The 24,550-nt window shown below is 61.9% G+C and carries 22 protein-coding genes and 1 tRNA gene; 16 read left to right on the top strand and 7 right to left on the bottom strand.

The genetic code is table 11. The annotated features are described in order from the left end of the window. Nucleotides 1–14 precede the first annotated feature (14 nt). Nucleotides 15–440 carry a NusA-like transcription termination signal-binding factor gene (locus G9463_RS18955; RefSeq protein WP_004959102.1) on the top strand — a complete coding sequence of 142 codons (426 nt, stop codon included), beginning with the start codon at nucleotides 15–17 and terminating at the stop codon, nucleotides 438–440. A gap of 57 nt (nucleotides 441–497) precedes the next feature. Here the strand turns inward: G9463_RS18955 and G9463_RS18950 are convergent, their stop codons facing one another. Beyond that, nucleotides 498–2,885 (bottom strand): methyl-accepting chemotaxis protein, encoded by a 2,388-nt coding sequence (locus G9463_RS18950; RefSeq protein ID WP_165897539.1) that lies wholly within the window; start codon nucleotides 2,883–2,885, stop codon nucleotides 498–500. A 471-nt stretch (nucleotides 2,886–3,356) separates the two neighbouring features. On the opposite strand from G9463_RS18950, the gene G9463_RS18945 reads away from it, so the two are divergent. The 6 genes from G9463_RS18945 (at nucleotide 3,357) to G9463_RS18920 (ending at nucleotide 7,901) form a co-directional block, all read left to right on the top strand. Next, nucleotides 3,357–3,785 carry a 30S ribosomal protein S12 gene (locus G9463_RS18945; RefSeq protein ID WP_004515440.1) on the top strand — a complete coding sequence of 143 codons (429 nt, stop codon included), beginning with the start codon at nucleotides 3,357–3,359 and terminating at the stop codon, nucleotides 3,783–3,785. 2 nt (nucleotides 3,786–3,787) lie between these two features. Continuing rightward, entirely contained in the window at nucleotides 3,788–4,408 is a 621-nt protein-coding gene (locus G9463_RS18940; RefSeq protein ID WP_004959098.1) for a 30S ribosomal protein S7, read from the top strand. A 49-nt stretch (nucleotides 4,409–4,457) separates the two neighbouring features. Beyond that, nucleotides 4,458–5,840, top strand: coding sequence for a PQQ-dependent sugar dehydrogenase (locus G9463_RS18935; RefSeq protein ID WP_165897538.1), 1,383 nt, complete (start codon nucleotides 4,458–4,460; stop codon nucleotides 5,838–5,840). 74 nt (nucleotides 5,841–5,914) lie between these two features. Beyond that, nucleotides 5,915–6,496, top strand: coding sequence for a biotin transporter BioY (locus G9463_RS18930; RefSeq protein ID WP_011224220.1), 582 nt, complete (start codon nucleotides 5,915–5,917; stop codon nucleotides 6,494–6,496). Further along, on the top strand, nucleotides 6,493–7,197 hold the full coding sequence (locus G9463_RS18925) for an energy-coupling factor ABC transporter ATP-binding protein (protein WP_004959092.1): 705 nt from the start codon (nucleotides 6,493–6,495) through the stop codon (nucleotides 7,195–7,197). Before G9463_RS18930 ends, G9463_RS18925 begins: the two co-directional genes overlap by 4 nt. After that, the gene (locus tag G9463_RS18920; RefSeq protein ID WP_004959090.1) at nucleotides 7,191–7,901 is read left to right on the top strand and encodes an energy-coupling factor transporter transmembrane protein EcfT; all 711 of its coding nucleotides are present in this window, start codon (nucleotides 7,191–7,193) and stop codon (nucleotides 7,899–7,901) included. The genes G9463_RS18925 and G9463_RS18920 overlap by 7 nt, the downstream gene beginning before the upstream one ends. Before the next feature lie 15 nt (nucleotides 7,902–7,916). Here the strand turns inward: G9463_RS18920 and G9463_RS18915 are convergent, their stop codons facing one another. The 3 genes from G9463_RS18915 to G9463_RS18905 form a co-directional block, all read right to left on the bottom strand. Continuing rightward, nucleotides 7,917–11,060: a PAS domain S-box protein gene (locus G9463_RS18915; protein ID WP_165897537.1), complete on the bottom strand. Its 3,144-nt coding sequence runs from the start codon at nucleotides 11,058–11,060 to the stop codon at nucleotides 7,917–7,919. Nucleotides 11,061–11,236: 176 nt separating this feature from the next. Beyond that, on the bottom strand, nucleotides 11,237–12,031 hold the full coding sequence (locus G9463_RS18910; RefSeq protein WP_004959085.1) for a DUF5781 family protein: 795 nt from the start codon (nucleotides 12,029–12,031) through the stop codon (nucleotides 11,237–11,239). Nucleotides 12,032–12,097: 66 nt separating this feature from the next. After that, nucleotides 12,098–13,291 carry a PLP-dependent aspartate aminotransferase family protein gene (locus tag G9463_RS18905; protein ID WP_004959083.1) on the bottom strand — a complete coding sequence of 398 codons (1,194 nt, stop codon included), beginning with the start codon at nucleotides 13,289–13,291 and terminating at the stop codon, nucleotides 12,098–12,100. A 203-nt stretch (nucleotides 13,292–13,494) separates the two neighbouring features. On the opposite strand from G9463_RS18905, the gene G9463_RS18900 reads away from it, so the two are divergent. Further along, on the top strand, nucleotides 13,495–15,681 hold the full coding sequence (locus G9463_RS18900) for an elongation factor EF-2 (protein ID WP_004959082.1): 2,187 nt from the start codon (nucleotides 13,495–13,497) through the stop codon (nucleotides 15,679–15,681). A 196-nt stretch (nucleotides 15,682–15,877) separates the two neighbouring features. Here G9463_RS18900 and G9463_RS18895 read toward each other — a convergent pair whose 3' ends face one another. Beyond that, nucleotides 15,878–16,930 carry a peptidase gene (locus G9463_RS18895; protein WP_165897540.1) on the bottom strand — a complete coding sequence of 351 codons (1,053 nt, stop codon included), beginning with the start codon at nucleotides 16,928–16,930 and terminating at the stop codon, nucleotides 15,878–15,880. 151 nt (nucleotides 16,931–17,081) lie between these two features. Between G9463_RS18895 and G9463_RS18890 the strand changes: the two genes are divergently transcribed. The 8 genes from G9463_RS18890 (at nucleotide 17,082) to G9463_RS18855 (ending at nucleotide 22,482) form a co-directional block, all read left to right on the top strand. After that, nucleotides 17,082–17,303 (top strand): hypothetical protein, encoded by a 222-nt coding sequence (locus G9463_RS18890; RefSeq protein ID WP_004959077.1) that lies wholly within the window; start codon nucleotides 17,082–17,084, stop codon nucleotides 17,301–17,303. 79 nt (nucleotides 17,304–17,382) lie between these two features. Next, nucleotides 17,383–17,916, top strand: a complete 534-nt coding sequence (locus G9463_RS18885; protein WP_004959075.1) for an amino acid-binding protein — start codon at nucleotides 17,383–17,385, stop codon at nucleotides 17,914–17,916. Further along, nucleotides 17,913–18,857, top strand: a complete 945-nt coding sequence (locus G9463_RS18880) for a homoserine dehydrogenase (RefSeq protein ID WP_165897536.1) — start codon at nucleotides 17,913–17,915, stop codon at nucleotides 18,855–18,857. The genes G9463_RS18885 and G9463_RS18880 overlap by 4 nt, the downstream gene beginning before the upstream one ends. Before the next feature lie 113 nt (nucleotides 18,858–18,970). Beyond that, nucleotides 18,971–19,360, top strand: a complete 390-nt coding sequence (locus G9463_RS18875) for a DUF4870 domain-containing protein (protein WP_165897535.1) — start codon at nucleotides 18,971–18,973, stop codon at nucleotides 19,358–19,360. A 256-nt stretch (nucleotides 19,361–19,616) separates the two neighbouring features. Then, a complete protein-coding gene (gene tuf / locus G9463_RS18870) occupies nucleotides 19,617–20,882 on the top strand; it encodes a translation elongation factor EF-1 subunit alpha (RefSeq protein WP_004959067.1) in 1,266 nt (421 codons plus the stop codon). A gap of 3 nt (nucleotides 20,883–20,885) precedes the next feature. After that, complete coding sequence (rpsJ, locus tag G9463_RS18865) at nucleotides 20,886–21,197, top strand: 30S ribosomal protein S10 (RefSeq protein ID WP_004590697.1); 312 nt, start codon at nucleotides 20,886–20,888, stop codon at nucleotides 21,195–21,197. 138 nt (nucleotides 21,198–21,335) lie between these two features. Beyond that, a tRNA-Ala gene (locus G9463_RS18860) sits at nucleotides 21,336–21,407 on the top strand. A gap of 487 nt (nucleotides 21,408–21,894) precedes the next feature. Further along, nucleotides 21,895–22,482, top strand: a complete 588-nt coding sequence (locus tag G9463_RS18855) for a hypothetical protein (protein ID WP_165897534.1) — start codon at nucleotides 21,895–21,897, stop codon at nucleotides 22,480–22,482. 337 nt (nucleotides 22,483–22,819) lie between these two features. Here G9463_RS18855 and G9463_RS18850 read toward each other — a convergent pair whose 3' ends face one another. Further along, complete coding sequence (locus G9463_RS18850; RefSeq protein ID WP_193569677.1) at nucleotides 22,820–23,224, bottom strand: hypothetical protein; 405 nt, start codon at nucleotides 23,222–23,224, stop codon at nucleotides 22,820–22,822. Continuing rightward, nucleotides 23,182–23,952 (bottom strand): hypothetical protein, encoded by a 771-nt coding sequence (locus G9463_RS18845; protein WP_165897532.1) that lies wholly within the window; start codon nucleotides 23,950–23,952, stop codon nucleotides 23,182–23,184. Before G9463_RS18845 ends, G9463_RS18850 begins: the two co-directional genes overlap by 43 nt. Nucleotides 23,953–24,550: the final 598 nt, after the last annotated feature.

Below are 24,550 nucleotides of genomic sequence, written 5' to 3'. Positions count from 1 at the left end.
ACGACTCAGGACTGATGCGGGTCGAACTCTCGGACGAAGCACGTCGACTGGTCGCCCTCTTCGAGGACGAGGCAGCCGTCACCGTCCGGGATTGCGTCGTCGATGAGGACCACGACCAGGTGGTGTATCTGGTCAAACGGGGGCAAATGGCCGACGCCATCGGCCCGGGCGGCCAGACGGTCGAGCGCGTCGAGGAACGCCTTGGCCGCGAGGTCAAACTCGTTGAAGCCGCCGAGACGGCCGAGGACTTCGTGGCCAACGCGCTCGCGCCGGCTGCGGTGTACAACGTCACCGTCTCGGAGAACGACGACACCGTTGCCTACGTCGAAGTGGCACAGGAGGACCGCGGGGCCGCGATCGGCCGTGAAGGGCGTAACATCGATGCCGCCCGGCAACTGGCCAAGCGGCACTTCGAAATCGACGGCATCGAACTGACCTGAGCAGGGCGACCTGTTCAGTTCGCCTTTTTCAAAACCGGACTGGAGAGCGACCGCCGTTCAGTCGTCGCCCACTGAGACGTCCGACGCGTCGTGCTCGTACACGTCGGTATCGCTGTGTGTGGTTCCGCTATCGACATCGAACGTCTGCAGGAGTTCGCTGAGGTCGCCAGCCTGATCCGACAGGGATTCGATGCCGCTGGTGACCTCGTTGATGGTTGCGGTCTGTTCCTCCGCGGCGGCGGCGACGTTCTCGGCGCTGGACGCGGTTTCCTCGCTGATTGTTCCGACTTCGTCGGTCATCGCCACCACCTCCTCCGTCGTCGCGGCCTGTTCGTCGGTAGCGTCGCTGATGGACTGAATGCCGTCGTTGACTTCCTCGACCCGGTCGACAATGGCCTCAAGCGATTCGATTGCGTCGTCGACGGTATCGATGCCGTCCGTGACGGAGTCGCCCATCTGTCTGATGTCGGTCACGGCGTCACCGGTGGTGTCCTGCACATCTTCGATAACCGTCGAGACTTCCTCGGTGGCTTCGGTCGTCTCCTGTGCGAGGCCTTTGATCTCGTCGGCGACGACGGCAAACCCTTCACCCGCTTCACCGGCCCGCGCGGCCTCGATGGAGGCGTTCAGAGCGAGCATATTGGTCTGTTCAGCGATGTCGTCGATGAGGTCGACGATGTCGCCGATCTGCTCCATTTCCTCGTCGAGGGACTCGACGCGGTCGATTGTTTCGTCTGCTCGCGTCTCGATGTCGTTCATCACATCGATGGCCTCCGATGCGCGCTCGCTGCCGGTTTCGCCGATCTCGGCCGCCTCGCTCGATGTCGTCGCGACTTCGTTGGCCTGTGCTGCGACCTCTTCGACCGTCGCGGAGAGGCCTGACATCTCATCAACTGTCTCCTCGATGTTCTCGTACTGCGTTTCCGCGCCGTCGGCGATCTCTTGGACGGATTCACTGACCTCCTCGCTGGCGCCACGGACCTCAGTAGCGCTTGCGGTTATCTGGTCGGCGGAGCCGTCGACGTCGTCGGCGAACTCCCGGATTCGCATGACCGTCTGGCCGAGCTGGGCGAGCATATCGTTGAACGCAGCGGCGATGTCGGCCATCGCGTCGTTGTCCGTGTCGGTGTCAAGTCGCTGGGTGAGGTCGCCGTCGGCTGCCTGCCGCATGACGGCCGAGAACTCCTCGGCCTGCTGTTCGAGCGTTCCTGCTATCTCTTCTGCCTCTGCTTTGGACTCTTCGGCCTCCTGCTGGGCCTGTTCGAGGTCGCTGATGAACGATTCGAGGTTCCCGTGCATGCTCGATAGCGACGCGCCGAGTTGACCGGGCACGTCCTTGTCGAGCGCCGGGTCGTCGAACGCCTGTCTGGAGAGTGCGTCGGCCTGTGCGGCGACGGTGTCGAGATAGGTCTTCATCTCGTAGAAGGCGTTCTGGACGTCGCCGACCTCGTCGAGGCGGTCAGATTGTTCGATATCAGTGTCGAAGTTCCCTACTGCAAGGGCTTCTGCCTGCGTCGAGAGCCGTCTGAGCGACTGCATGATGCCACGACCGACGAGAACGCCAATAAGTGCGAATCCGGCCAGCGAAATGCCGATGATGGCGACGAAGCTCCCCTGAATGCTGTCACGGAGCGCGAAGGCGGTCGATTTCGGGGCCTGCTTGACGACGATCCACGGCGTATCATCGACAGACTCCGCGGCGACCAGGTACGGCCCGCTCCGGGCCACGCCGCTGTCTCCCGTTGTAAGTGCGCTCAGGTTGGCGGAGACGTTGTACTGCGTGCCGATGGTCGAGGCGTCCTCGGCGAACTGGACCGTCCCGTCCTGTCGGACAATCCGCGTTTCACCGCCGTCGATGGAGTTGCGGAACTGGGCCGTCCGCGCGGTCACGTTGTGGACCACGACGACGAGTTTGTTGCTTCGAGCGACCGGGCTCGCGAAGGCGATGTATTTCCCTCCGTCGTAGGTGTACACTGTCGACATATCGACCGAGTTCGAGCCGGTGACCGAGAGGACCCCGCCCTCCCACTCGAAGTCGTCCGTCCGGAGCGATGTCTCGCGTCGGTCGCTCAGCGACGACTCCTTGATTTCTAGAGTCTCTTCATTGACGTAGTGGATGGCGTACACCGACTCCGGCTGGTAGAACGCTTGCCGCTGTAACGCGCCACGGATCATCGTCGGGCTTCCATCCTGGACGTCGGACAGCGTCGAGAGGGTTCGTGCGGCGTTTCGCTGGCTCCGAACCCAGTCTGCCGTTGTCGTGGCTGTCTGGACGGCCCCGGTCTGCAGTTCGTTCTCGCGCTGTTCTGTCAGTTCGTCTGCAACCGTCCGCTCCGCGGTGACGCTCACACCCGCAACGAGCAGGGCGATACAGAGAATGATAAGCGCCAACTTCCGGAGATACGTTTGCCGGACGACATCTGGGAGACGTTGTTCAAGTTTCATAGCTACTACGGCAGGTCTGTCTGAATAACTCAAGTGCCGCTACTAGAAACCATCTGCCCAGTTATCACACCTGATTCCGTGCACGCGCGCTATCGCCCTGTTAACGGGTTGTGGCACCGGGACCTGTGGCTTCTGAGACACAGACTGTCGGCTGTACGGCTGCGAATGGGCTTGTCAATTCAGGCTGACACATCCATCGAACCAGTCACCGCCGATAGTGTCAGCCGACTCCGGCGTGCGGTCGAAGTCGTGGTGCGTGGGTTCCCGACGAACAGTGGAAGTGCCGCGTTGCGCCTCACATTCGACTGAAACACCGTGCTGACCGCTTCTTTCCCGTTGTCGTGGCACTCCCCTCACGTTATCTGCCGCACTTTTCACCTGTCTATGGCACAGAACACCACGCACGCCGGCGCTACCGGCTGAGTCCGAAAGAGGAGTCTTAAGTACCTCCGAAAGGTACCAGTGCCTACTATGGCGAACGGCAAGTACGCCGCGCGCAAGCTCAAGAAGGACCGCCAGAAGCACCGGTGGTCCGACACTGACTACGCGCGTCGCGAACGCGGCCTGGGCAAGAAGTCCGACCCGCTTGAGGGTGCGCCCCAGGGACGAGGTATTGTACTGGAGAAAGTCGGAATCGAGGCCAAGCAGCCTAACTCCGCTATCCGGAAGTGTGTCCGCGTCCAGCTCATCAAGAACGGTAAGCAGGTCACCGCGTTCTGTCCCGGTGACGGCGCTATCTCTTTCATTGACGAGCACGACGAGGTCACGATCGCAGGTATCGGCGGGGCGAAGGGCCGCGCGATGGGCGACCTCTCCGGTGTCAACTACAAGGTCGAGAAGGTCAACGGTGTCTCTCTCATCGAACTCGTTCGCGGGAACGCGGAGAAACCGGTCCGATAACCATGAGTGCCGAAGACACACCCGAGGCTGACGCTGACGCGGCTGAGGAAAGCGAGCCGGAGACGGCCCGTGCGAAGCTGTTCGGCGAGTGGGAGATCACGGACATCGAGTACTCCGACCCCTCGACCGAGCGCTACATCACTGTCACGCCGATCGCCCACACAATGGGGCGCCACGCGGACAAGCAGTTCAAGAAAAGCGAGATCAGCATCGTCGAGCGGCTGATCAACCGCCTGATGCAGACTGACGAAAACACGGGCAAGAAACAGCTTGCGACCTCCATCGTCACTGAGGCGTTCGAACTCGTTCACGAGCGCACCGACGAGAACCCGATTCAGGTGCTCGTCAGTGCTGTCGAGAACAGCGCCCCCCGAGAGGAGACCGTCCGCCTGAAATACGGTGGTATCTCGGTCCCGAAGGCCGTCGACGTCGCGCCACAGCGCCGCGTTGACCAGGCCCTGAAGTTCCTCGCTGAGGGCGTCTACGGTGGCTCGTTCAAGACCACCACGACCGCCGCCGAGGCGCTCGCACAGCAGCTCATCGGTGCTGCCAACGACGACGTCCAGACCTACGCGGTCAACCAGAAAGAAGAGAAAGAACGCGTCGCGGCTGCCGCTCGCTAACTCGGCCGTCTCCGACATCTTTATTCTTCCATACTCGGCAGAGAAATCTATGCGAAACCCCTGCCGTGACGCCCGCTCCCGCCGCCAGTATCTTGCCGCGCTTGGCGGTATCGGGGCGACCGCACTGGCCGGTTGTCGCGGTGAGTCCGGGACACAGACGGAGCCCCCGGATCCGACGCCAACAACCACAACAGCGGCAGGCCCGACTCGGGCGCTAGATCGCTACGACGTATCCCTTAGCCACGAGCGTAGCCAGTTATCCGACACCGACTGGACGGCCCCGACCACGTCGCCAACGGACACGCCGCTCGCCACCGAACCACTCATCGAGGATCTGGAGATCCCGTGGGACCTCTCATTTGCCGCTGACGGCACGCTATTTCTCACTGAGCGGGTCGGTCGCGTTCTCTCGTTTGTGGACGGCAGCGTCCGAACAGTCACCGAACCGGCGGCAGTCATCGACGCGGAGTCGAGCGACGACGGCTGGTGGGTCACCGGCGGTGAGGGCGGCACGCTCGGCGTTGCCGCACATCCAACGTATCCCGATCCGCCGGTGGTGTACGTCTACTACACGACGATGACTGACGACGACGAGCGGGTCAATCGGGTCGTCGCAATGGACGTGTCGGCCGAGGACCCGGCTGCCACGGAGTCCGTCCTCGTCGACAACATTCCCGGGAGCAAGATACACAACGGCGGGCGGCTCACGTTCGGCCCCGAGAACTACCTCTGGATTACGACGGGGGACGCGGGCGACGGCGAACTGTCTGCCGACACCGACTCGCTCGGCGGGAAGGTCCTCCGCGTGACGCCTGCGGGGGACCCCGCTCCCGGGAACCCGGATCTGGGCGGGGACCCGCGGGTGTTCACCTACGGCCACCGGAACCCACAGGGACTGGCCTGGCTCCCCGACGGAACGCTCGTCGCCTCCGAGCACGGCCCGACCGGGCGGGACGAACTCAACCGCCTCGAAGCTGGGGGCTACTACGGCTGGCCCGACACTCGCAAGCACGCGGAGTACCTCGATGCTGACCCCGAGGTCCGCCGGCCGCTCGCCAACACGGGCAACACTGGTGGGTGGGCACCCTCTGGCTCGCTGTTTTACACTGGCGATGCCGTGCCCTCGCTCCGGAACCGACTGCTCACCGGCGGCCTGAATGGGCAGACACTCCTCGTGACGACGCTAACACCGGCCGGTGCGGACCTGCCACCGGGTGCCGACGCCGAGGTGTATGACGCGGACTGGACCGACGACGCCTACACCGCGACGACCCACTCCCTGCTGGCCAACGAAATCGGTCGGATTCGCCACGTTGAGCAGGGGCCAGACGGCGGGCTGTATCTCGTTACGTCGAACCGCGACGGGCGGGCTGGCGACGGCTTCCCGCGGGAGCACGACGACGTGCTCGCCCGCGTCTCCCCGGCCGAGTGAGCGACGCGCGCGCCCAGCGGAAACGCGCTCCGTGAACCACTGGCTATATTTCGGTTGACGAGAGAGGGAGACCCATGGCAACAGAGCAATCCGTCGACCTTGTTGATGACGACACTGTGGGCTTGTTCACGAAGGCGGTGCTGCTCGCGGCGCTGACCGCGGCGCTCGCACAGATATCTATCCCGCTCCCGGGGACGCTGCCGCCGTTCTCGCTGCAGCCCTTCGGGATGTTCTTCGCCGGCCTGCTACTGGGGCCGCTGTGGGGCGGCGTTGCCCTGCTGTTGTACGTCCTTGTCGGTATCGCCGGCGCGCCGGTGTTCTCGAACGCGAACGCGGGCCTGGGCTACGTCATCGCCGGGCAGGGGACCGGTGGCTTCCTCGTCGGCTTCCTCGTCGGTGCGGTCGTCGCTGGCGCTATCGCACACCGGAGCCTAGCGCCGAAACCGGTCGCTGACCTCTCTGTTCCGGTGCAGGTCGTCGCGTTCGCCGCAGCAATCGCCGTCGTGTACGCTATCGGCATCCCGTGGCTGGCAGTGGTCACCGGACTGCCGCTCGCTCGCGCCGCGGCCGTCATGGCTCCGTACATTCCGCTTGACCTCCTGAAGCTCGGTATCGCGATCGCCATCGTGCAGGGTGGGTATCTCGCCGGTCGATGATCGAGGTCAGCGACCTGCGCTATCGGTACGGCGATGTCGATGTTCTTGACGGGGTCACGCTGTCGATACCTGATGGCCAGTACTGTCTGCTCGTCGGCCCGAACGGGAGCGGCAAGACGACGCTCGTCCGGCATCTCAACGCCCTGCTGACCCCCGACGCCGGAACGGTCACCGTCGACGGGACGGACGTGACGGACGACCCCGTCGTCGCCCGGACACGTATCGGGATGGTGTTCCAGCACCCACGCGACCAGTTCGTTGCTGCGACCGTGGCGGCTGACGTGGCCTTCGGCCCGGAGAATCTTGGGCTCGACAGGGCAGAGATCGACCGCCGAGTCGAAACGGCGCTTGACGCTGTCGACCTCGGTGATGCCGCCGAGAGCCGTATTGACGCCCTCTCCGGCGGCGAGCAGGCCCGCGTCGCCATTGCCGGGGCACTCGCCATGGAGCCGGACTACCTCGTGCTCGATGAACCGCTCGTCGGGCTCGACTGGCCGGCACGGAAGTCAGTACTCGACCACCTCGATGCGCTGGTCGCTGATGGCACGGGCGTCATCGTCGTCACCCACGACCTCCGGGGCCTCCACGAGCGGGCCGACCGTCTCGTCGCGCTGCACGCGGGGGAAGTCGTTCTCGACGCGTCGCCAGCCGAAGCGCTCGATGCCCTCCCGGACCTCGGCATCCGAGACCCGCGATGTTGAGCTACCGGCCCGGTTCGACGTTCGCGCATCGGCTGGACCCGCGGTCGAAGCTGCTGGTCCAGTTCGGGCTCGCTATTGCCGCGGTCGCACACCCCACGCTCCTGTGGCTTATCGGGACGACCGCGTTTGCGCTGGGCACGCTCGTGGCGGCGCGACTCTCGCCGCTGGCCGTCCTGCGCTCCTATCGGGTTGTCCTTGCTGTGCTGGCGCTGGCCCCGTTCGTCGCCGGCGTAGCGCTTGGCCCACCGTGGTTTCGAGTCGACCCGGCGCTGCGCTCGGCGTTGCACGTCGGGCGCATCCTCCCGGTGTTGCTTGTCAGCGCTGCCTACCTCACGTCGACGCCGGTTCGGGACACGCGGGCGGCGGTCCAGCGTCTGATACCCGGAAAACCCGGCCAGATTCTCGGCATTGGGATGGCGCTCGTCGTCCGATTGTTTCCGCTGGTGCTCGCTGACGTTCGCGAGGTGCGCGATGCGATCCACGCCCGTGGTGGCGAGGCTCGCCCGCTACGGGACCGCGCTCGGCTGCTCGCCGTCCGGTCGCTAGAACGGACGCTCGACCGCTCGGACCGGCTCTCTGTCGCCCTGCGGGCTCGCTGTTTCGCGTGGAACCCGACACTTCCGCCGCTTGCCTTTGACCGACGCGACTACCCGGTGCTCGCCGTCGGCATCGCGCTGGCGGCGTCGCCGCTCATTCCGATGTAGCTGTTCGACACTCTCTCACTCGACGATATCGACACCGGTAATTTCGAACCGTGCGCCGCCCTCGCTACTCTCGTCGATGGTCACCGTCCAGTCGTGGGCGTCGGCGATCTCCGCGACGATCCAGAGCCCGAATCCAGTTCCGGCGTCCGACGTCGAGTATCCGGTCTCGAACGCGCGCGACCGGTCTTCCTCGTCGATACCCTCGCCGTTGTCCTCGACGTAGAAGCCGTCGTCAAGATCGCCGAGCGTGACGGTCACGTCGTTGCCGCCGTGTTCCACGCTGTCGTCGGCCCCAGGCCGACTGCTTGTGGAGCCATGCTCCACACTGTTGCTGAACAGGTTCTCGAGCAGTTGTTCTAATCGGCTCCTGTCGGCACGAACGATGGCGTCCGTCTCGACAGTGAGTTCGGCGTCGTTGGTTTCGACGTTGTGCCAGCACTGCTCGGCCGCATCCGAGAGCGCCACCACGCCGGTGTCAACCGCCGACTGCTCGTCGCGTGCAGCCGCGAGCAGGTCGTCGATGAGCGTCCGCATCCGCGCGAGTGCGTCGCTGGCGCTGTCGAGGTGCTCACTGTCGTATTCCTGCTGGGCCAGTTCGATGCGTCCCTCGGCGACAGATAGCGGGTTCCTGAGGTCGTGGCTGACGATGCTGGTGAACTCTTCGAGGCGCTCGTTGGTCTCCTCCAGTTCCTGTTCGCGGCGCTTGCGCTCGGTGATGTCACGGTCGATACCGAGTGCCCGAACCGGTGTCCCGTCGCTATCGGATTCGACGCGCCCTTTCGCCTCCATCCAGCGAACCTCGCCGTCACGGATGATCCGGAACTCGGCTTCGTACATTCCGGTCTCGGCCGCCGATTCGATGCGGGTCGCCACCTCCGCCTGATCCTCGGGATGGACCAGCGGTAAAAACTCGTCCAGCGACTCGATGTCAGTGCCATACAGCGTCTCGGACCCGGGGTAGTACGCCAGGTCGCCGGACTCGAACTCTCGGTCCCAGACGACCGTCTTGGTCGTCTCTAGCGCGATCTCCATTCGTTCGCGCGCGCCCTCAAGTTCGCGCTCCCGGAGCTTTCGGTCGGTGATGTCCTGGACAGAGCCCCGGAGTTTGACAACGTCGCCGTTCTCGGTGACCGGTTTACACAGCGCGCGAACCCATCGGTAGTGGTCGCCGTCGCCGATACGCACCTCCATGTCGTACCCCTCGGCCGTTTCTATCGCCCGATGGAACTCAGTCCTGACAGTTTCCCTGTCGTCGGGGTGGTACAGATCGATGATAGAGTCGATGCTCAGTTCGTCGTCCGGCGTCAGCCCGTGTATCCGGTAAAGCTCGCTTGTTACCGTCATTTCGGGGGAGTCGCTCGTCACGTCTACCTCCCAACCGCCGACGCTTGCGATTCTTTGAGCCTGGCCGAGAAGTTCCTTCGTCCGCGTAAGTTCCTGTTCGCGTGCCTGCCGTTCAGTGATGTCTCGGCCGATGCCGGCGAGCATCGGATTCCCGTCGGGGTCCTCGACACGGGTCGCCGTGAACTCGTGCGGGATCTGGTCCCCCGATTTCGTTATAAACGGCACTTCCACGCGGGTGGTCCCGCCCTCAAACACCGATTCGATAGCGGCCGAAACGAGGTCTCGATACTCCTCTGGGAAGAACTCGGCACCGTGAGTCCCGGCTACTTCCGCGGCTGAGTAACCGGTCACGTTTAGCAGACTCTCGTTCCAGCGCCGGAAGCAGCCGTCGCTGTCGAGGACGTAGAACACGTCGTCGATGGCATCCAGCATCTCGTCGGTGTACTCCTTGTATCGTTCGAGGCGCTGCTCGCGCTGCTGGCGTTCGAGTTCGTAGCTCACCCACTGCGCTGCGAGATGGACGAACGTCTTCTCGTCCTCGGTGAAGGGGGTCTTGCGGGCCTCCCGGTCGACGAAACAGAGGCTCCCTGAATGCGCGTCACAGACACGGACCTCGGCGCTGATGTACGTCTCGTATTCCCAGCGGTCGTATGCCGGGTCCGAGGCCCACCCCTCTTCGGACGCTTCCGCGATTGCCATGACGCTCCCTGTGTCAATCATCTTCCGGCAGTACGCCTCCGACAGCGGTGTGACGGTTCCTGGCTTGAGCCGTTCGTCGCTCCCGCTCGCATAGCGGACGGTGAACTCGTCGCGGTCAGTATCGTTCGCGGACAGGAACGCGCCAGCGGTCCCAAGGCGCTCCCGACCGAGGTCCAAAACCGCCTGTATCTTCTCTTCAAACGAGGCGTCGGGGTCGGCGCTGATCTCGTAGAGCTTCCGGAGCGTCTGGTTGTGCTCAGTGAGCTGGTTCTTGGTGGCTTCGAGTTCGCGCTCGCGGTTCCGCCGCTCGGTGATGTCACGGGCGAACCCGGCCACGCGAACGACCTCGCCGGCGTCGTTCGTGATCGGCTCGCCCTGTATCCAGACCCACCGTTGATACTCCTCTGTTGCGTTGACACGGCACTCGACGTCAACCGACTCGCCGTCCATGAGGCTCTGCATCGTGTCTTTCATCAGTTCGCGGTCCTCGGGATGGATACCGTTCAGGAAGTCGTGGGGGTTCTCCCGGAGCTTGGCGACTGACCGTCCCCAGATGTCCTCGTAGGCGGAGTTGATGACAAGAACCTCGCTCAGGTCGGCTGTGAACTCCCAGAGGATATCGTTGGTCGCTTCGGTGAGTTCGCGGACGCGGCGCTCTGACTTGGCGGCCTGTTGCTTCGCGCGATACTCGGAGACCGCGTTTTCGATGCGGTTCGCCAGCAGTTCGTACACCTCGACACCGAACGACTTCTGCAAATAGTCGGTTACGCCCACCGAGATGGCTTCGCTGGCTACCTCTTCGCTCCCTTTGCCGGTGAACAGAATGAACGGTAGATCCGGGTTTGTCTCCCGAATCGCATCGAGCAGTTCGACGCCGTTCATCTTGGGCATATCGTAGTCGGAGACGACAGCATCGAACCCGTTCTGGGCGAGCCGGTCGAGCCCGTCTCGTGCGCTAGTCGCGGTTTCAACGGAGATTCGGTCGTCCGCGGCCTCTAGAGAATCCGCTGCGACAGCCACGAAGTCGGGGTCGTCATCGATGTGTAGTACCCGAATTCGGTCGCCGACAACATCGGTTCCCCCGCCGAGATGCCGACCACGAAGCGCCTCGGTCATAGTCAACTAGTTCACAAGTCCACGCAAAAACAGTTCTGCCCGTTACTCAAAAACAGTTCTGCCCGTTACTCTACGTTTGCGCGTGAGCGAAGCCTGCAGTCAATGATGACGAGAGCGTCACCTGTGTGTGACAACAACGGACCGTCAGCGACCCGATAGGACAGGAATATTCGGCTTCAGTCTGCTGCGCGGCTGCCGCCGCCAGCGTATGCGCGAGTCACGTCGACGAGCGCCTTCCGGAACTCGGACTCATCTGGCTCGGGCGAGAGTGCTGCGAAGTGGCGCTTGAACTCCGTCAGATCGACTGATTCGGCGTCCTGGGCCGCGGCATGGGCGAGGTCGTACAGCCGGTGGTCTGTCTCGACCAGGTCGTGGCGTTCACACAGCGCAAGGGCGAACGCTGCGTTGACGGCCGTGATATCCGGGTCTGCAGCGGGCGTCAGCCGCGCGGCCGGTTCGCTTGGCTGTCGCACCCGGGTTGACGATGTCGAGCGGTCCCACGTCGGTGGGTCGCCGGGCCGGTCCGCGACGGCAGCCGCGAGGCTGGCTTCCAGAAACGGCACCAGTTTGTCGCCGGGCACCACTGGCATCCAGATATCGTCGGCGTAGACGTCTTTCATGTGGTTGGCGATCTGGTAACAGTGCGTGAGCTTTCGCTGTTCGACCGAACGCCCCGCCAGAGCGAGGTAGATGGCTTCTCGCGTCGACTGTGTGTGCGATGGATGCCCGCATTCGTGGTGGTGCATGTGTGCGTACTCGTGTAACGCCAGCTCGCGGGCCATCGCGCTCGTCGCGGCCTGACGGGAGATTGTCAGCCGGTGGGCGTCGTCGCTGTGGCTGACGCGGGTACGTTCATCAGGGTCTTCCCGGACCCGGACTGTCACTGGTCGTTTCAGGTCGTGTTCCGTCGAGAAGAGGTCCCTCGCTCCGAGAAACGGTTCGGCCGGCCCACCCTGCACGTGCACGTCCATGTGTCACTTTCTCATGGGCTACAGAGCTATTAATCCACGGGTGGGGGCAGCGTTCGCACGCAGCGCTCAGGACTCAAGCGCCGCGAAACCGCGCTCCAGATCCGCCCGGAGGTCCTCGACATCCTCGATACCGACTGAAAGGCGGATGAGCGTATCAGAGATGCCGAGTTCGTCCCGCGCCGCCGGTGAGAGCGGTTCGTGCGTCATCGCCGCCGGAAGCTCCGCCAGACTTTCGACGCCGCCAAGGCTGACTGCCAGCGTCACCGTCTCTAGAGCTTCGAGAAATTGTTTTGCGTCGGCCATGTCTCCGGCCAGTTCGAACGAGAGCACGCCGCCAAAGCCCTGCATCTGCTCGCGAGCGAGGTCGTGCTGCGGGTGGCTCTCTAACCCTGGGTAGTGGACCGTTTCGACGTGCTCGTGGTCGTCGAGGTACTGCGCAAGGGCCATGGCGTTGTTCTCGTGGCGAGTCATCCGAACGCCCAGCGTTTTGATGCCCCGCGAGATGAGATAGCTGTCGAACGGGGCGAGCATATTCCCGAGGGCGATTTGCTGGCGGAACTCTACCCGCTCGGCGACCTCGGGGTCGTCGGTAATCAATGCGCCGCCAACAGCATCGCTGTGGCCGTTGAGGTACTTCGTTGTGCTGTGGACCACCAGGTCCGCACCGAGCGACAGCGGCTGTTGGAAGTACGGACTCGCGAAGGTGTTGTCGACCCCGACCGTCGCGTCGTAGTCGGCGGCGACGGCCGCAATCGCATCGATATCACACAGTTTGATGCGTGGGTTCGTTGGTGTCTCGACCCAGACTAGCTCTGTTGCCGGCGTCATCGCGGCCGCTACAGCGTCGGCATCAGTCGCATCGACGAACTCCACGTCGACACCAAGCTGGTCCCGGAACAGCGTTTCGAACATCCGGCGCGTGCCCGCGTACAGGTCATCAAACGCAACGACATGGTCGCCCGGCTCGACCAGTGAGAGCACCGCTGTTGCAACGGCTGCCGTCCCCGAACTGAACGCATAGGCCCGCTCGCCGCCTTCGAGCGCGGCTAACTCCTGTTCGAGGCCGTGTCGTGTCGGGTTCGACAGCCGCGAGTAGAGAAACTCCCCGTCCCCGGGGTTGATGTCTTCTAGAGACAGGTCCGTGTCGAGCCCGGCCAGTTCGTAGGTCGAGGAGAGATGTATCGGGAGCGTGACATCCCCTGCTGCTGACGTCGTCTCAGTATCGACTGCGATTGTGTCGAGGTGTGGACGTCGAGTCATACGCTCCCGTCTGCTGGCTGGCGCTAATACCTTTGCAATCATTACTCATCTGCCTGCAAATAATTATAATCGCTGCGCATACCTCTCTGGCTACCGACGGGCCGGAATGCCAGACCATGCCACGCGAACGGCCGAATTTCGAGCGGTCACGGCCGTAGTGAAACACTATCCTTTTGACCCTGCTGTTGATAGAAAGCTGTATAATGGGCCGACGTAAGAAAATCGTCCAAGAATGTGAGACACTGATGGACGATCCGGAGCACATCCGGAACATCGCCATCGCTGCTCACGTCGATCACGGAAAGACGACACTGACAGACAATCTGCTGGCCGGTGCCGGCATGATTTCCGACGACACTGCCGGCGAACAGCTGGCGATGGACACCGAGGAAGACGAACAGGAACGTGGGATCACCATCGACGCGGCTAACGTTTCGATGACCCACGAGTACGAGGACCAGAACCACCTCATCAACCTTATCGACACCCCTGGCCACGTCGACTTCGGTGGCGACGTGACCCGCGCGATGCGTGCCGTCGACGGCGCGCTGGTGGTCGTCGACGCCGTCGAGGGCGCGATGCCCCAAACCGAGACGGTGCTCCGGCAGGCGCTCCGCGAGGGCGTCAAGCCGACGCTGTTCATCAACAAGGTCGACCGCCTCATCTCCGAACTTCAGGAAGGCCCTGAAGAGATGCAGAAGCGCCTGCTCGCGGTCATCCAGGACGTCAACGACCTCATCCGCGGCATGACCGAGGAGATGGACGACATCGAGGACTGGACGGTCTCCGTCGAGGAAGGGACCGTCGGCTTCGGCTCCGCGCTGTACAAGTGGGGTGTCTCGATGCCGTCGATGCAGCGGACCGGCATGGACTTCGGCGAAATCATGGAGCTCGAACGTGCGGACAACCGCCAGGAACTCCACGAGCGCACGCCGCTGTCCGACGTGGTGCTCGACATGGTGTGTGAGCACTTCCCCAACCCTGTCGACGCCCAGCCGATGCGCGTTCCGCGTATCTGGCGTGGTGACGCCGAATCCCAGCTCGCTGACGACATGCGGCTGGTCAACGAGGACGGCGAAGTCGTCCTGATGGTTACTGACATCGGTGTCGACCCTCACGCCGGCGAAATCGCCGCCGGGCGTGTCTTCTCCGGCACGCTGGAGAAGGGGCAAGAGCTGTACGTCTCCGGGACTGCGGGCAAGAACCGCATCCAGAGCGTCGGCATCTACATGGGTGGCGAGCGCGAGGAAGTCGACCGCGTCCCCGCCGGAAATATCGCCGCCGTCACGGGCCTCAAGGACGCCATCGCTGGCTCCACCGTCTCAAGCGAGGAGATGACGCCGTTCGAGTCCATCGAGCACATCTCGGAGCCGGTCATCACGAAGTCCGTCGAGGCACAGAACATGGACGACCTGCCGAAGCTCATCGAGACGCTCCAGCAGGTCGCCAAGGAAGACCCGACCATTCAGGTCGAAATTAACGAGGACACCGGCGAGCACCTCATCTCCGGGCAGGGTGAACTCCACCTAGAAGTCATCGGTCAGCGTATCGAGCGCAACCAGGGTATCCCGATCAACACCGGTGAGCCGATTGTTGTCTACCGCGAGGCCCCGCAGGAAGACAGCCGCGAAGTCGAAGGTCGGTCGCCAAACAACCACAACCGCTTCTACATCAGCATCGAGCCGCTCGGCGAGGACATCGTCGAGACGATCAAGATGGGCGAGGCGTCGATGGACATGCCGGAACTGGAGCGCCGTGAAGCGCTGCAGGAGGCCGGTATGGACAAGGACGACTCCCAGAACATCGAGCACATCCACGGGACCAACATCCTGCTTGATGAGACGAAGGGTATCCAGCACCTCAACGAGACGATGGAGCTCGTCATCGAAGGTCTCGAAGAGGCCCTCGACGACGGTCCGCTCGCGTCCGAGCCGGTCCAGGGGTCGCTCATCCGTCTCCACGACGCCCGCCTCCACGAGGACGCTATCCACCGCGGTCCGGCCCAGGTTATCCCGGCCGTCCGCGAGGCTGTGCACAACTCCCTCATTGACGCCAGCATCAAGCTGCTGGAGCCGATTCAGCAGGTCCGCATCGACGTGCCCAACGACCACATGGGCGCTGCGAGCGGCGAGATTCAGGGTCGCCGTGGCCGCGTCGACGACATGTATCAGGAAGGCGACCTGATGGTCGTCGAAGGCGTCGCCCCGGTTGACGAGATGATTGGCTTCTCCTCAGACATCCGCTCGGCCACTGAGGGCCGTGCCTCCTGGAACACCGAGAACGCCGGCTTCCAGGTCCTTGCCGACAACCTCCAGCCTGACAAGATCAGCGAGATCCGCGAGCGCAAGGGGATGAAGCAGGAACTGAACCCGGCCATCGACTACTTCTAAGTACCTTTTTACTTCGTCGGGTTTCCTCGCGCCGCCGACGGCGGCGCTGCGGGAACCACTCCTCGTAAAAATCTACGCTAAAAACGACCTCCGAGTCGCGCTCTGCGAGCGCGCTCGGAGTGAAACCGCGCGCCGCCGGCGCGCGGTATGCTGTCTGCCCGCTTTCTCTTGTCTCTCCCCCGCTACAGGACTGCTCTCATTCTCCCGCTTGTTCCCGTAACCGGTCGATTCGGTTCCCCAGCGGTGGCGATTTCGAGAACGGGTTCGCGAGTCGTCGTCGGGGCGGCTCCATGTCGTGGACGTCGGCGTACCGTTCGAGGGCGTCCGCGACGGTATCCGGGCCAACGCCCTCGGCCGCGTAGTCGTCGGCTGCCCGGACGCCGCGGCGAGTGACCCACAGGGTGACGACGAGCAGTCCGAGACTCGCGCCGACAAGGGGCCACAGCGGGCCGATGTCAGCCAGTGCCGCGAACACCGGGACCAGCGCGATGAGCAGGCCACCGATAAGTCGAGCACGCACGCGGGCCTCCTGACGGCCAGCCTGAACTGCGAGCAGGGCCGTTGCCATCTCGTCGTCAAACACGTCGAGGAACGTGTTCGTCACGAACAGGCGACGGTAGCCCGGGGCTCCGCGGACAATCACGTTCGCGGTTCCTTCCTGTTCGGTGTCAAGCACCCGAACGTCGCGGACGGTCAGTCCTGCGCGCTCCTGGAGTCGGTTCAGTGTTTCCGTCGTCTGGTCGTCCGGCGTATCTACCGACCGCACTAGTGGGATAAACCACGGGGCAATGACCTGTACACCGATACCGAAAGCGGCAAGAAGTGCCAACAGCGCGACTGACGACAGTCCGGCCTCAAGCGGTGCGACGACGACAGTCACCAGCACGGTGATTCCGAGGATGTACCGACCCATCCGGATGACCGCCTGACTGGTCGATAGTTTGATGTCCCGAACGCTGCGGATGCCCGGGACAGCTGGCGCGTAGGCGGCCAGCCCGACGAGACCAGCTGCGAGCAGTTCGGCGAACGTCGCTAGCACCGCTCCGACGACTCCGGTCTGTCCGCCGGCAATTAAGTGGCCGAGTCCAAGTAACAGAAAGACGACGTACGACAGCAGCGTGAACGGGAGAACGATGCCGAGCAACAACTGCCGGTATCTGACCACGGGGTTCGAGAGGTGCTGTACGACCGTGCTTCCGATCCCGCCGATGCCTGCTCCGACGACAGCGAACAGTCCGAAGACGAGCAACGCTGCGCCTGTCGACACTGATGTAGCTTGGAGGGCGTACACATACAACTCCCTCTGCCCTGAGCCAAAAAAACGTAGCGTTCACCTGTCTGTATCCGGCACGAGCGTGGTTTGCCCCACGTTTAGGTCCACCGGCGTTGAACAGAGCGGTATGAGCGACCGCCTGCATCAGATTGTGGACCTTCTCGTGGCTGCTGTCATCGCCGGCACGTCGACGTTCATCTGGAGTTTCGTTCTGCCGACGGGGCTGGCGCTGACGCTTGCGGGGATGTTCGCGGCGATGTACTACTTCTCACGTAACCCCTGGGGGTCGCCTCGCGGCGAGGCGTACAACGAGTGGATCGATGACCTGTATGACCGGTTTCTGCCCTGAGACCAAACGAACGGTTTCTTATACGTGCCCCTGCTGAGTCATCCACAATGAGCCGAGATACTCAGGAGGTGAGCGGGCGATGAGCGACTCGACCGACGAGGTACGGTCCTACACAGTTCGGCTGGAACTGGTCGACGAACCGGGCGAACTGCTGCGGGCGCTCGAGCCCATCGCCACGAACGGCGGGAACCTCCTCTCTATCTTCCACGAGCGGGGGAACGTGACCCCGCGGGGGCACATCCCCGTGGAGGTCGACTTGGAGGCGACCCCCGAGCGGTTCGACGGGATCGTCGACGCACTCCGGGACGCAGGTATCAACGTCATTCAGGCCGGAGCCGAGCAGTACAGCGAGGCGCTGACGATCATCCTCACCGGCCACCTCGTCAACACTGACCTCTCCGATACACTCTCGCGGATTCACGAATCGACGGACGCGACCGTGACCGACCTCTCGCTGTCGGCCCCGGAGGGCACCGACGATGCCTCCAGCGCACGCATTCGCCTGGCGACAGAGGAAGGGGCAGTCGACGAGACGATGTCCGCCATTCGTACCGTTGCTGACGAGAAGGGACTCCACGTCATCGAGCCACTCGCTGCGGGAGGTGAAGCATGAAACTCGCCGTCATCGGAGCTGGTGCCGTCGGCTCCTCAGTCGTTGAACTGGCGAGCGACCACGGCCATTCAGTTACTGCATTTGCTGACTCCAGTAGCGCCGTCATCGATAGCGCCGGTATCGACACCGCTGCGGTTCTTGACCGGAAGCGAACCGACGGCATCGTCGGGAGCGACGCACCCGAGGACGCGCTCTCGGCCGAGTACGACGTGCTTGTCGAGGCAACGCCGACGACGCTCGGCGACGCCGAGCCCGGCTTCGGACATATCCGGGCCGCGCTCGAACGGGACCGACACGCCGTGCTGGCGAACAAAGGCCCGGTCGCCGAGCGGTACGCAGACGTTCGCGCGCTGGAGCGCGAAAGCGAGGGGTCCGTGCTGTTCGAGGCGACTGTCGGTGGTGCGATGCCGATCCTCTCGACCATCGACGACTTCGACCCGAGCCATATCACCGCCGTCCGTGGGGTACTCAACGGCACGGCGAACTTTATCCTCTCACGGATGGCGACTGAGGGCCTCGATTACGAGCACGTCCTCGCGGAAGCGCAGGACCTCGGCGTCGCTGAGGCTGACCCGACCTTCGACGTGGACGGCACCGACGCGGCGCTGAAAGGCGTCATCATCGCGAACGTCCTGTCCGATGACGAGACGGAGTACACGCTTGACGACGCTGAAGTGACAGGGATTCAGGAGATATCCGGTAGCGCGCTCGAACTCGCGCGGGCGGACGGCCGAACGGTCCGGCTCATCGCCGAGGTCGTCGAGGGCTCCGTCCGTGTCGGCCCGCGACTCGTGCCGGACAACGCGCCGCTCGCTGTCTCCGGGACCCGGAACATTGCGCAGCTAGAGACCGAACACGCCGGCCAGCTCAACATCTCCGGTCGTGGTGCCGGCGGCCCGGAGACGGCGAGCGCGGTGCTCGCCGATATCGGCCGACTGTAGCGCCGAGCCGAACAGTTCCGTTTTTAGCGGCGTTATCCACCAGAAACGCCTTTGAATCAGCCTTATTTACGAGGATAGACAGTATTATTGCACACTCTATTATATTGAACTATATGACAAGTCAAGCGACGGTAACGAATGTGGGTGCGGAGGCCGACGATGTCGTGTTCGGTCTCTCGGCAACCATCGCTGCGGCAGTCGCCTACCTCCTGCCGTTCGGTATCATCTTTCTCCTCACCGAGGACGACAACGAGTTCGTCAGGTACAACGCAGCACAGAGTGTTGCCTACACCCTCGGACTGTACCTGTTCCGTTTTGCCCTCAACTTCGTCTTCGGCATGATGCCAGGGTTCGTGTCTCTGCTGGTCGCGCCGTTCATGATGGTATTTAACCTCGCCATCTTCGTCGGCCTCGTGTTCATGGCGTACAAAGCCTTCTCCGGTGACCTGTTCGAGGCTCCGGTCTTCGCCGACATGGCGCACTCGCTCGAAGAATCGATTTAAGCGGCCGCCATCTCTTTTGCTACCGTCGAACGACTGGCTCACCAGTCCGATGTCTGTACCTGAGAGTCTCTGGACACGGCTGACACTGGCGCTACCGGTCAGTTGTCGAAACACACGCTCCGGGTGCCACACTACCATGCCATGGCGTGCCGAATCGCAAGAAAGCGACGGCCTGACGCTTACACGCTTTCGAAATCGTTTTATGAACCACCAGCTAATAAACCCGATACAGCGCCTCTGCGCGTGAGAGATAACAATGAGCGACGAACAACACCAGAACCTGGCCATTATCGGCCACGTCGACCACGGGAAGAGCACGCTCGTCGGCCGACTCCTGTACGAGACAGGATCGGTACCAGAGCACGTCATCGAACAGCACAAGGAAGAAGCCGAGGAGAAGGGCAAGGGCGGCTTCGAGTTCGCCTACGTCATGGACAACCTCGCCGAAGAGCGTGAGCGTGGTGTCACCATCGACATCGCCCACCAGGAGTTCAGCACCGACACCTACGATTTCACCATCGTGGACTGTCCTGGTCACCGCGACTTCGTGAAGAACATGATTACCGGCGCGTCCCAGGCCGACAACGCCGTCTTGGTCGTCGCCGCCGACGACGGCGTTCAGCCGCAGACTCAGGAGCACGTGTTCCTGGCCCGCACCCTGGGCATCGGCGAGCTCGTCGTCGGTGTCAACAAGATGGACCTCGTCGACTACGGCGAGTCCGAGTACAAGCAGGTCGTCGAGGAGGTCAAGGACCTCCTCACTCAGGTCCGCTTCGACCCTGACAACGCCAAGTTCATTCCGCTCTCGGCGTTCGAAGGCGACAACGTCGCCGAGGAGTCCGAGAACACGGACTGGTACGACGGCGAAATCCTGCTGGAAGCACTCAACAACCTGCCGGCTCCGGAGCCGCCGACGGACGCGCCGCTCCGACTGCCGATTCAGGACGTCTACACCATCTCTGGTATCGGGACGGTCCCGGTTGGCCGTGTCGAAACGGGTATCCTGAACACCGGCGACAACGTCAGCTTCCAGCCGTCTGACGTCTCCGGTGAAGTGAAGACTGTCGAGATGCACCACGAGGAAGTCCCGAAAGCCGAGCCCGGTGACAACGTCGGGTTCAACGTCCGTGGCGTCGGCAAGGACGACATCCGACGCGGTGACGTCTGTGGTCCGGCCGACGACCCGCCATCGGTCGCCGAGACCTTCCAGGCCCAGATTGTCGTGATGCAGCACCCGTCCGTCATCACCGAGGGTTACACGCCGGTCTTCCACGCTCACACGGCACAGGTCGCCTGTACCGTCGAGTCCATCGACAAGAAGATCGACCCGTCCTCCGGCGAGGTCGCCGAGGAGAACCCTGACTTCATCCAGAACGGGGACGCTGCCGTCGTGACGGTCCGCCCACAGAAGCCACTCAGCATCGAGCCGTCCTCCGAGATTCCGGAGCTCGGCTCGTTCGCTATCCGCGACATGGGTCAGACCATCGCCGCCGGCAAAGTCCTCGGCGTCAACGAGCGATAACGTATGTCCCAGCAGGCACGCGTTCGGCTCGCGGGCACAAGCCCCGAGGACCTCGACGACATCTGCGCGGACGTGCGAGAGATCGCGAACAAGACCGGCGTCGAACTCTCCGGTCCGGTTCCGCTCCCAACCAAGACGCTGGAGGTTCCCAGCCGTAAGTCCCCTGACGGTGAGGGGACTGCGACGTGGGAACACTGGGAGATGCGCGTCCACAAGCGGCTCATCGATATCGACGCCGACGAACGGGCACTGCGCCAGCTGATGCGCATCCAGGTTCCCAACGACGTCTCCATCGAGATCGTCCTCGAGGACTGATCCCCGAGGGCTGTCGCTTCGCGACAGCGTCGGTGTGCCACCCGTCCGAACCGCTGGCCGGGACAGTGTGAATCGCTATCGAAGGCCGCTCTCACGCGCAGGGTTTTTATAACTCCGCGTTCGAGTGGCAGACCACGCGGGCTCGTAGATCAGTGGCAGATCGCTTCCTTCGCAAGGAAGAGGCCCCGGGTTCAAATCCCGGCGAGTCCATACGGCTGACGCCGTAACCGCAATCCGCATACGGCGTCCGGTTTTTTACGTTTGTTTAAGTACCACAGTGCCAGTAACGGCGTATCTGCGGTAACTTCTGCCGGATGCAATTGCACCCGTCGGGGTAGCGACCCCGTCACCGTCTGGTGATGGCTACAATTACAGTCCGTGAGTAATGATTTAGTTGTTTGGGTGGTAAGTCCTGCTCCGCGTGTGCTGTGAACATCGGGAAGGGCGGATACCGGTTGGAACACCAAACTTCCGACCAGTGCGCGCACAAACGTTACCCCGTCAAAAAATTTCTCGTGAAAACCGCTTCGCGTATGGGCTTTGAACCGGCAATTATTTCCGATTGAGGCACGTCTACTCTCGTGAGTAAGTTCTCCGCTGGATAGTCCCTCCGTGCGATGCGACAATAGAACACTTCTCGTTGAGAAAAATCCACGTAGAGAATCCTGTCCAGATGGGGAGCTGAACGAATCTAATCATGAGTGCAACAACCCAGAGCGACGGCTATGCCCCGGAATCGCAGTCTTTTGTTGATTGGTCTAATTTCAATGAGAACCGTTGGAAGTACATCGGTGAAACTCAACCAATGCCAGAATCCGATATAACAGATGTTGACACACAGAATGAAACAGTCATCAGGTATGATTTGGATTGTCAAGCGGGTTCGGACAGGTGGGAGCGGTTCAAATGGCTTTCAGAACATAACAGTGGACTTAGAAACGGAGATTGGGTTAATCAAGGATACAATACGTACCTTCTGAATGAACACCTGATTTGGTCCCTCATCAATCAACTTGATTTGAATCCACGTTACCAACAGGAAGCGGCGAGCCTGTTTCTCAGTCTTAATCCGGGGAAGTTCGGGGTGAACGCTGGTATCGTTGCATACTGTACGTGTGCGGTCATAATCCACAGGGCGGAAGATAACACCAGAAAATGTCACCCATCAGTCAAGGATATGGACCCCGAATTTGAGAGAATCGCAGAGTGTGAAGGATACCGGCAGAAAGATCTAATCAGCATCTACAATAAGATTGCTCAGGCAAAGCAAAAGTATCAGGGGTGACCCCCCCTATATATACCCTATATCATTCTACTCTAATGAGGGAACAGAGAGAGTGAATACGTAGACGTTCACAGTAGCGGATAAGAGCGCGGTTCACAGTGGCGGTCGCGGAGGCGGTAGCGGCAGTGGTGGCGGCGGACGGTGCGTTCCCGACGTTCACAGTAGATCTTCAACTACGTATCACAGCAAGCTGGCCATGGCCATCAGCAACTATAAATTAGTCATATCCTCTGTTGGAATCCTTTGGATCATACCAGTATTGGAACCTGATAGCATGGAAGATGCTGCATAGCAGTCAATTCAAAAATATCGAAGTTGTCAGAGACCGTTCTGGGTCTTAGCTGAACCGCCAAGCGTGGGCCACGGGTACGGTGCCGTCGGCTACTTCGTTCCTGACGAACTTTCTCAGCTCTGGCAGGGGCTTCCCACCTGCTTCGCCGTGGCGTTCGGGTGCGTACTCTCGGACGGCCCATAGGAGAGCTTCTCGGGTTGTGAGGACCTCAATTTCACCGTTCCGGTCGCCTCCGTCCGTACGGGTACGTCCTTTCCGCTCGAAGATGTAACCGATGACGGGTTTGGATTTCTGCCCTTTAATAAGGCCTTCTTCCTTGGCGTCTTTGGCCAGTCTTCGGCTGTAGTTCTTGCTGAGGTCCAGTGCCTCAGCGATGTCCTTCACGGACACTTTTTCCGATTGGCTTTTTACGAACTTTTCGACTTGTCGAATCCGCTCTTTCCGATCCATATAGGATAATTACGACCTTCGACGGAAGGCAGAAAGAGGGATAAACCTATCATCAAGGAGCCTAAAGACTCGTTTGAGAGGTCGTCCCTGCTTCCTGCACCACTGCTGGGCTTTCGGCCCCTATGGTCGTAGGCAGGGGTTGTTGATACGTTACGCTCGCCGCGGTCCTTGTTCTTGAGTGCGGTTCCGGTAGTTGGGCGGTGTCGGATACACAGTTTGTTCTCCTCGGGATGGAAGTCTTTCAGGTCGAGAGCGAGAAGTGAACTACTCCGTATCCCCGTGTGCCATAAAGTGTAGAACACGGCGTGCCGGAGTGATGCGTACTCGTACTTTTCAAGATACTCAAGAATATCCTCAGCTTCCCCGGCCTGTATGAACGAGTCGTTTACTTCGTCAGCGTCGGACGTCTCGGGGATGACCACTTTCTCGCTGGTCCCTTCTTGAACGGCGTCAACCTGCTCACAGAAGCGGATGTACTTCTTGATGGTCCACAGATTGTGCTTCAGCGTGATTAGCTTCACCTGCTCGGCCCGCCACGTTCGGAAGTCGGCTAATGCCCGCCCGTCAACGTCGTTCATGTCGGTTACTTCGCGGGCGTCACACCACTTCTTGAATATCTTGAGGTCGGAGTTAATGTTCTGTAGCGACTTCTTGGTCACCTCGTCCTCGCGGCTGGTGAGATACATTTCTACGGCTTTCTCCGGTCGGAGTGAATCGAGTTTCGTCATGGTTGGTCGTTTCGAGTGACCACCAACCAGACGGGACGGACACCGCGTTAGGCTCCGGACAGTGGCTCCGTCCGGCCTTCCGTATGCGGTTCCGCCGAGGCGCACGCCGAGGCGGTAGAGGCCCCGGGTTCAAATCCCGGCGAGTCCATACCAGATTTTCGTCATGTAGAATGTGATGGAGGAGCGACAGCGTCACGCTTGCAGGACAATTCCGATGCTACCCTGGTGTATTGTAAACTCTGCACTGATTACGTATCGTTGCTGTTGCGGGTAGGGAGTCTGTTCGCCCTATCGGCACGGCCGTCTAGTATTTTCCCGTAGGAATGCTTTCCACAAGAACCGGCTATCGTAACACCCGCGTTCGGGGCGGAGGGTTCCGCTGGGCAGAATGAAGTGGAAACGACGGAGTATCTGTAGCCGCGACGACGGTCGCGACTCACTGCTCTCCTTCCCGTCGATAGCCGAGCCAGCCAAGCAACAGCGACAGCGAGACGACAACGGCGGCGAGACTGAAGCCGGGGCCGGAGCCGTCCGTTGTTGGCGTCTGCGTATCCGGGTTGGGTGTTGTCGTGCCGGTCTCAGCCTCCGAAGCTGTCGT

Source organism: Haloarcula sp. JP-Z28 (assembly GCF_011440255.1).
Classification (GTDB): Archaea; Halobacteriota; Halobacteria; order Halobacteriales; family Haloarculaceae; genus Haloarcula; species Haloarcula marismortui.
The sequence above is the reverse complement of the archived record's forward strand: the minus strand, read 5'-3'. Positions and strand labels throughout refer to the sequence as shown.

Bases quoted from the DNA above. Each gene is read 5' to 3' on its own strand.
- G9463_RS18845 (WP_165897532.1), bottom strand. From the start codon at position 23,952: ATGACGAAACTCGATTCACTCCGACCGGAGAAAGCCGTAGAAATGTAT.
- G9463_RS18950 (WP_165897539.1), bottom strand. From the start codon at position 2,885: ATGAAACTTGAACAACGTCTCCCAGATGTCGTCCGGCAAACGTATCTC.
- G9463_RS18905 (WP_004959083.1), bottom strand. From the start codon at position 13,291: ATGACTCGACGTCCACACCTCGACACAATCGCAGTCGATACTGAGACG.
- G9463_RS18900 (WP_004959082.1), top strand. From the start codon at position 13,495: ATGGGCCGACGTAAGAAAATCGTCCAAGAATGTGAGACACTGATGGAC.
- G9463_RS18885 (WP_004959075.1), top strand. From the start codon at position 17,383: ATGAGCGACTCGACCGACGAGGTACGGTCCTACACAGTTCGGCTGGAA.
- G9463_RS18850 (WP_193569677.1), bottom strand. From the start codon at position 23,224: ATGGATCGGAAAGAGCGGATTCGACAAGTCGAAAAGTTCGTAAAAAGC.
- G9463_RS18925 (WP_004959092.1), top strand. From the start codon at position 6,493: ATGATCGAGGTCAGCGACCTGCGCTATCGGTACGGCGATGTCGATGTT.
- G9463_RS18935 (WP_165897538.1), top strand. From the start codon at position 4,458: ATGCGAAACCCCTGCCGTGACGCCCGCTCCCGCCGCCAGTATCTTGCC.
- G9463_RS18930 (WP_011224220.1), top strand. From the start codon at position 5,915: ATGGCAACAGAGCAATCCGTCGACCTTGTTGATGACGACACTGTGGGC.
- G9463_RS18855 (WP_165897534.1), top strand. From the start codon at position 21,895: ATGAGTGCAACAACCCAGAGCGACGGCTATGCCCCGGAATCGCAGTCT.
- G9463_RS18920 (WP_004959090.1), top strand. From the start codon at position 7,191: ATGTTGAGCTACCGGCCCGGTTCGACGTTCGCGCATCGGCTGGACCCG.
- G9463_RS18955 (WP_004959102.1), top strand. From the start codon at position 15: ATGCGGGTCGAACTCTCGGACGAAGCACGTCGACTGGTCGCCCTCTTC.
- G9463_RS18910 (WP_004959085.1), bottom strand. From the start codon at position 12,031: ATGGACGTGCACGTGCAGGGTGGGCCGGCCGAACCGTTTCTCGGAGCG.
- G9463_RS18880 (WP_165897536.1), top strand. From the start codon at position 17,913: ATGAAACTCGCCGTCATCGGAGCTGGTGCCGTCGGCTCCTCAGTCGTT.
- rpsJ (WP_004590697.1), top strand. From the start codon at position 20,886: ATGTCCCAGCAGGCACGCGTTCGGCTCGCGGGCACAAGCCCCGAGGAC.
- G9463_RS18875 (WP_165897535.1), top strand. From the start codon at position 18,971: ATGACAAGTCAAGCGACGGTAACGAATGTGGGTGCGGAGGCCGACGAT.
- G9463_RS18940 (WP_004959098.1), top strand. From the start codon at position 3,788: ATGAGTGCCGAAGACACACCCGAGGCTGACGCTGACGCGGCTGAGGAA.
- G9463_RS18945 (WP_004515440.1), top strand. From the start codon at position 3,357: ATGGCGAACGGCAAGTACGCCGCGCGCAAGCTCAAGAAGGACCGCCAG.
- G9463_RS18890 (WP_004959077.1), top strand. From the start codon at position 17,082: ATGAGCGACCGCCTGCATCAGATTGTGGACCTTCTCGTGGCTGCTGTC.
- G9463_RS18915 (WP_165897537.1), bottom strand. From the start codon at position 11,060: ATGACCGAGGCGCTTCGTGGTCGGCATCTCGGCGGGGGAACCGATGTT.
- tuf (WP_004959067.1), top strand. From the start codon at position 19,617: ATGAGCGACGAACAACACCAGAACCTGGCCATTATCGGCCACGTCGAC.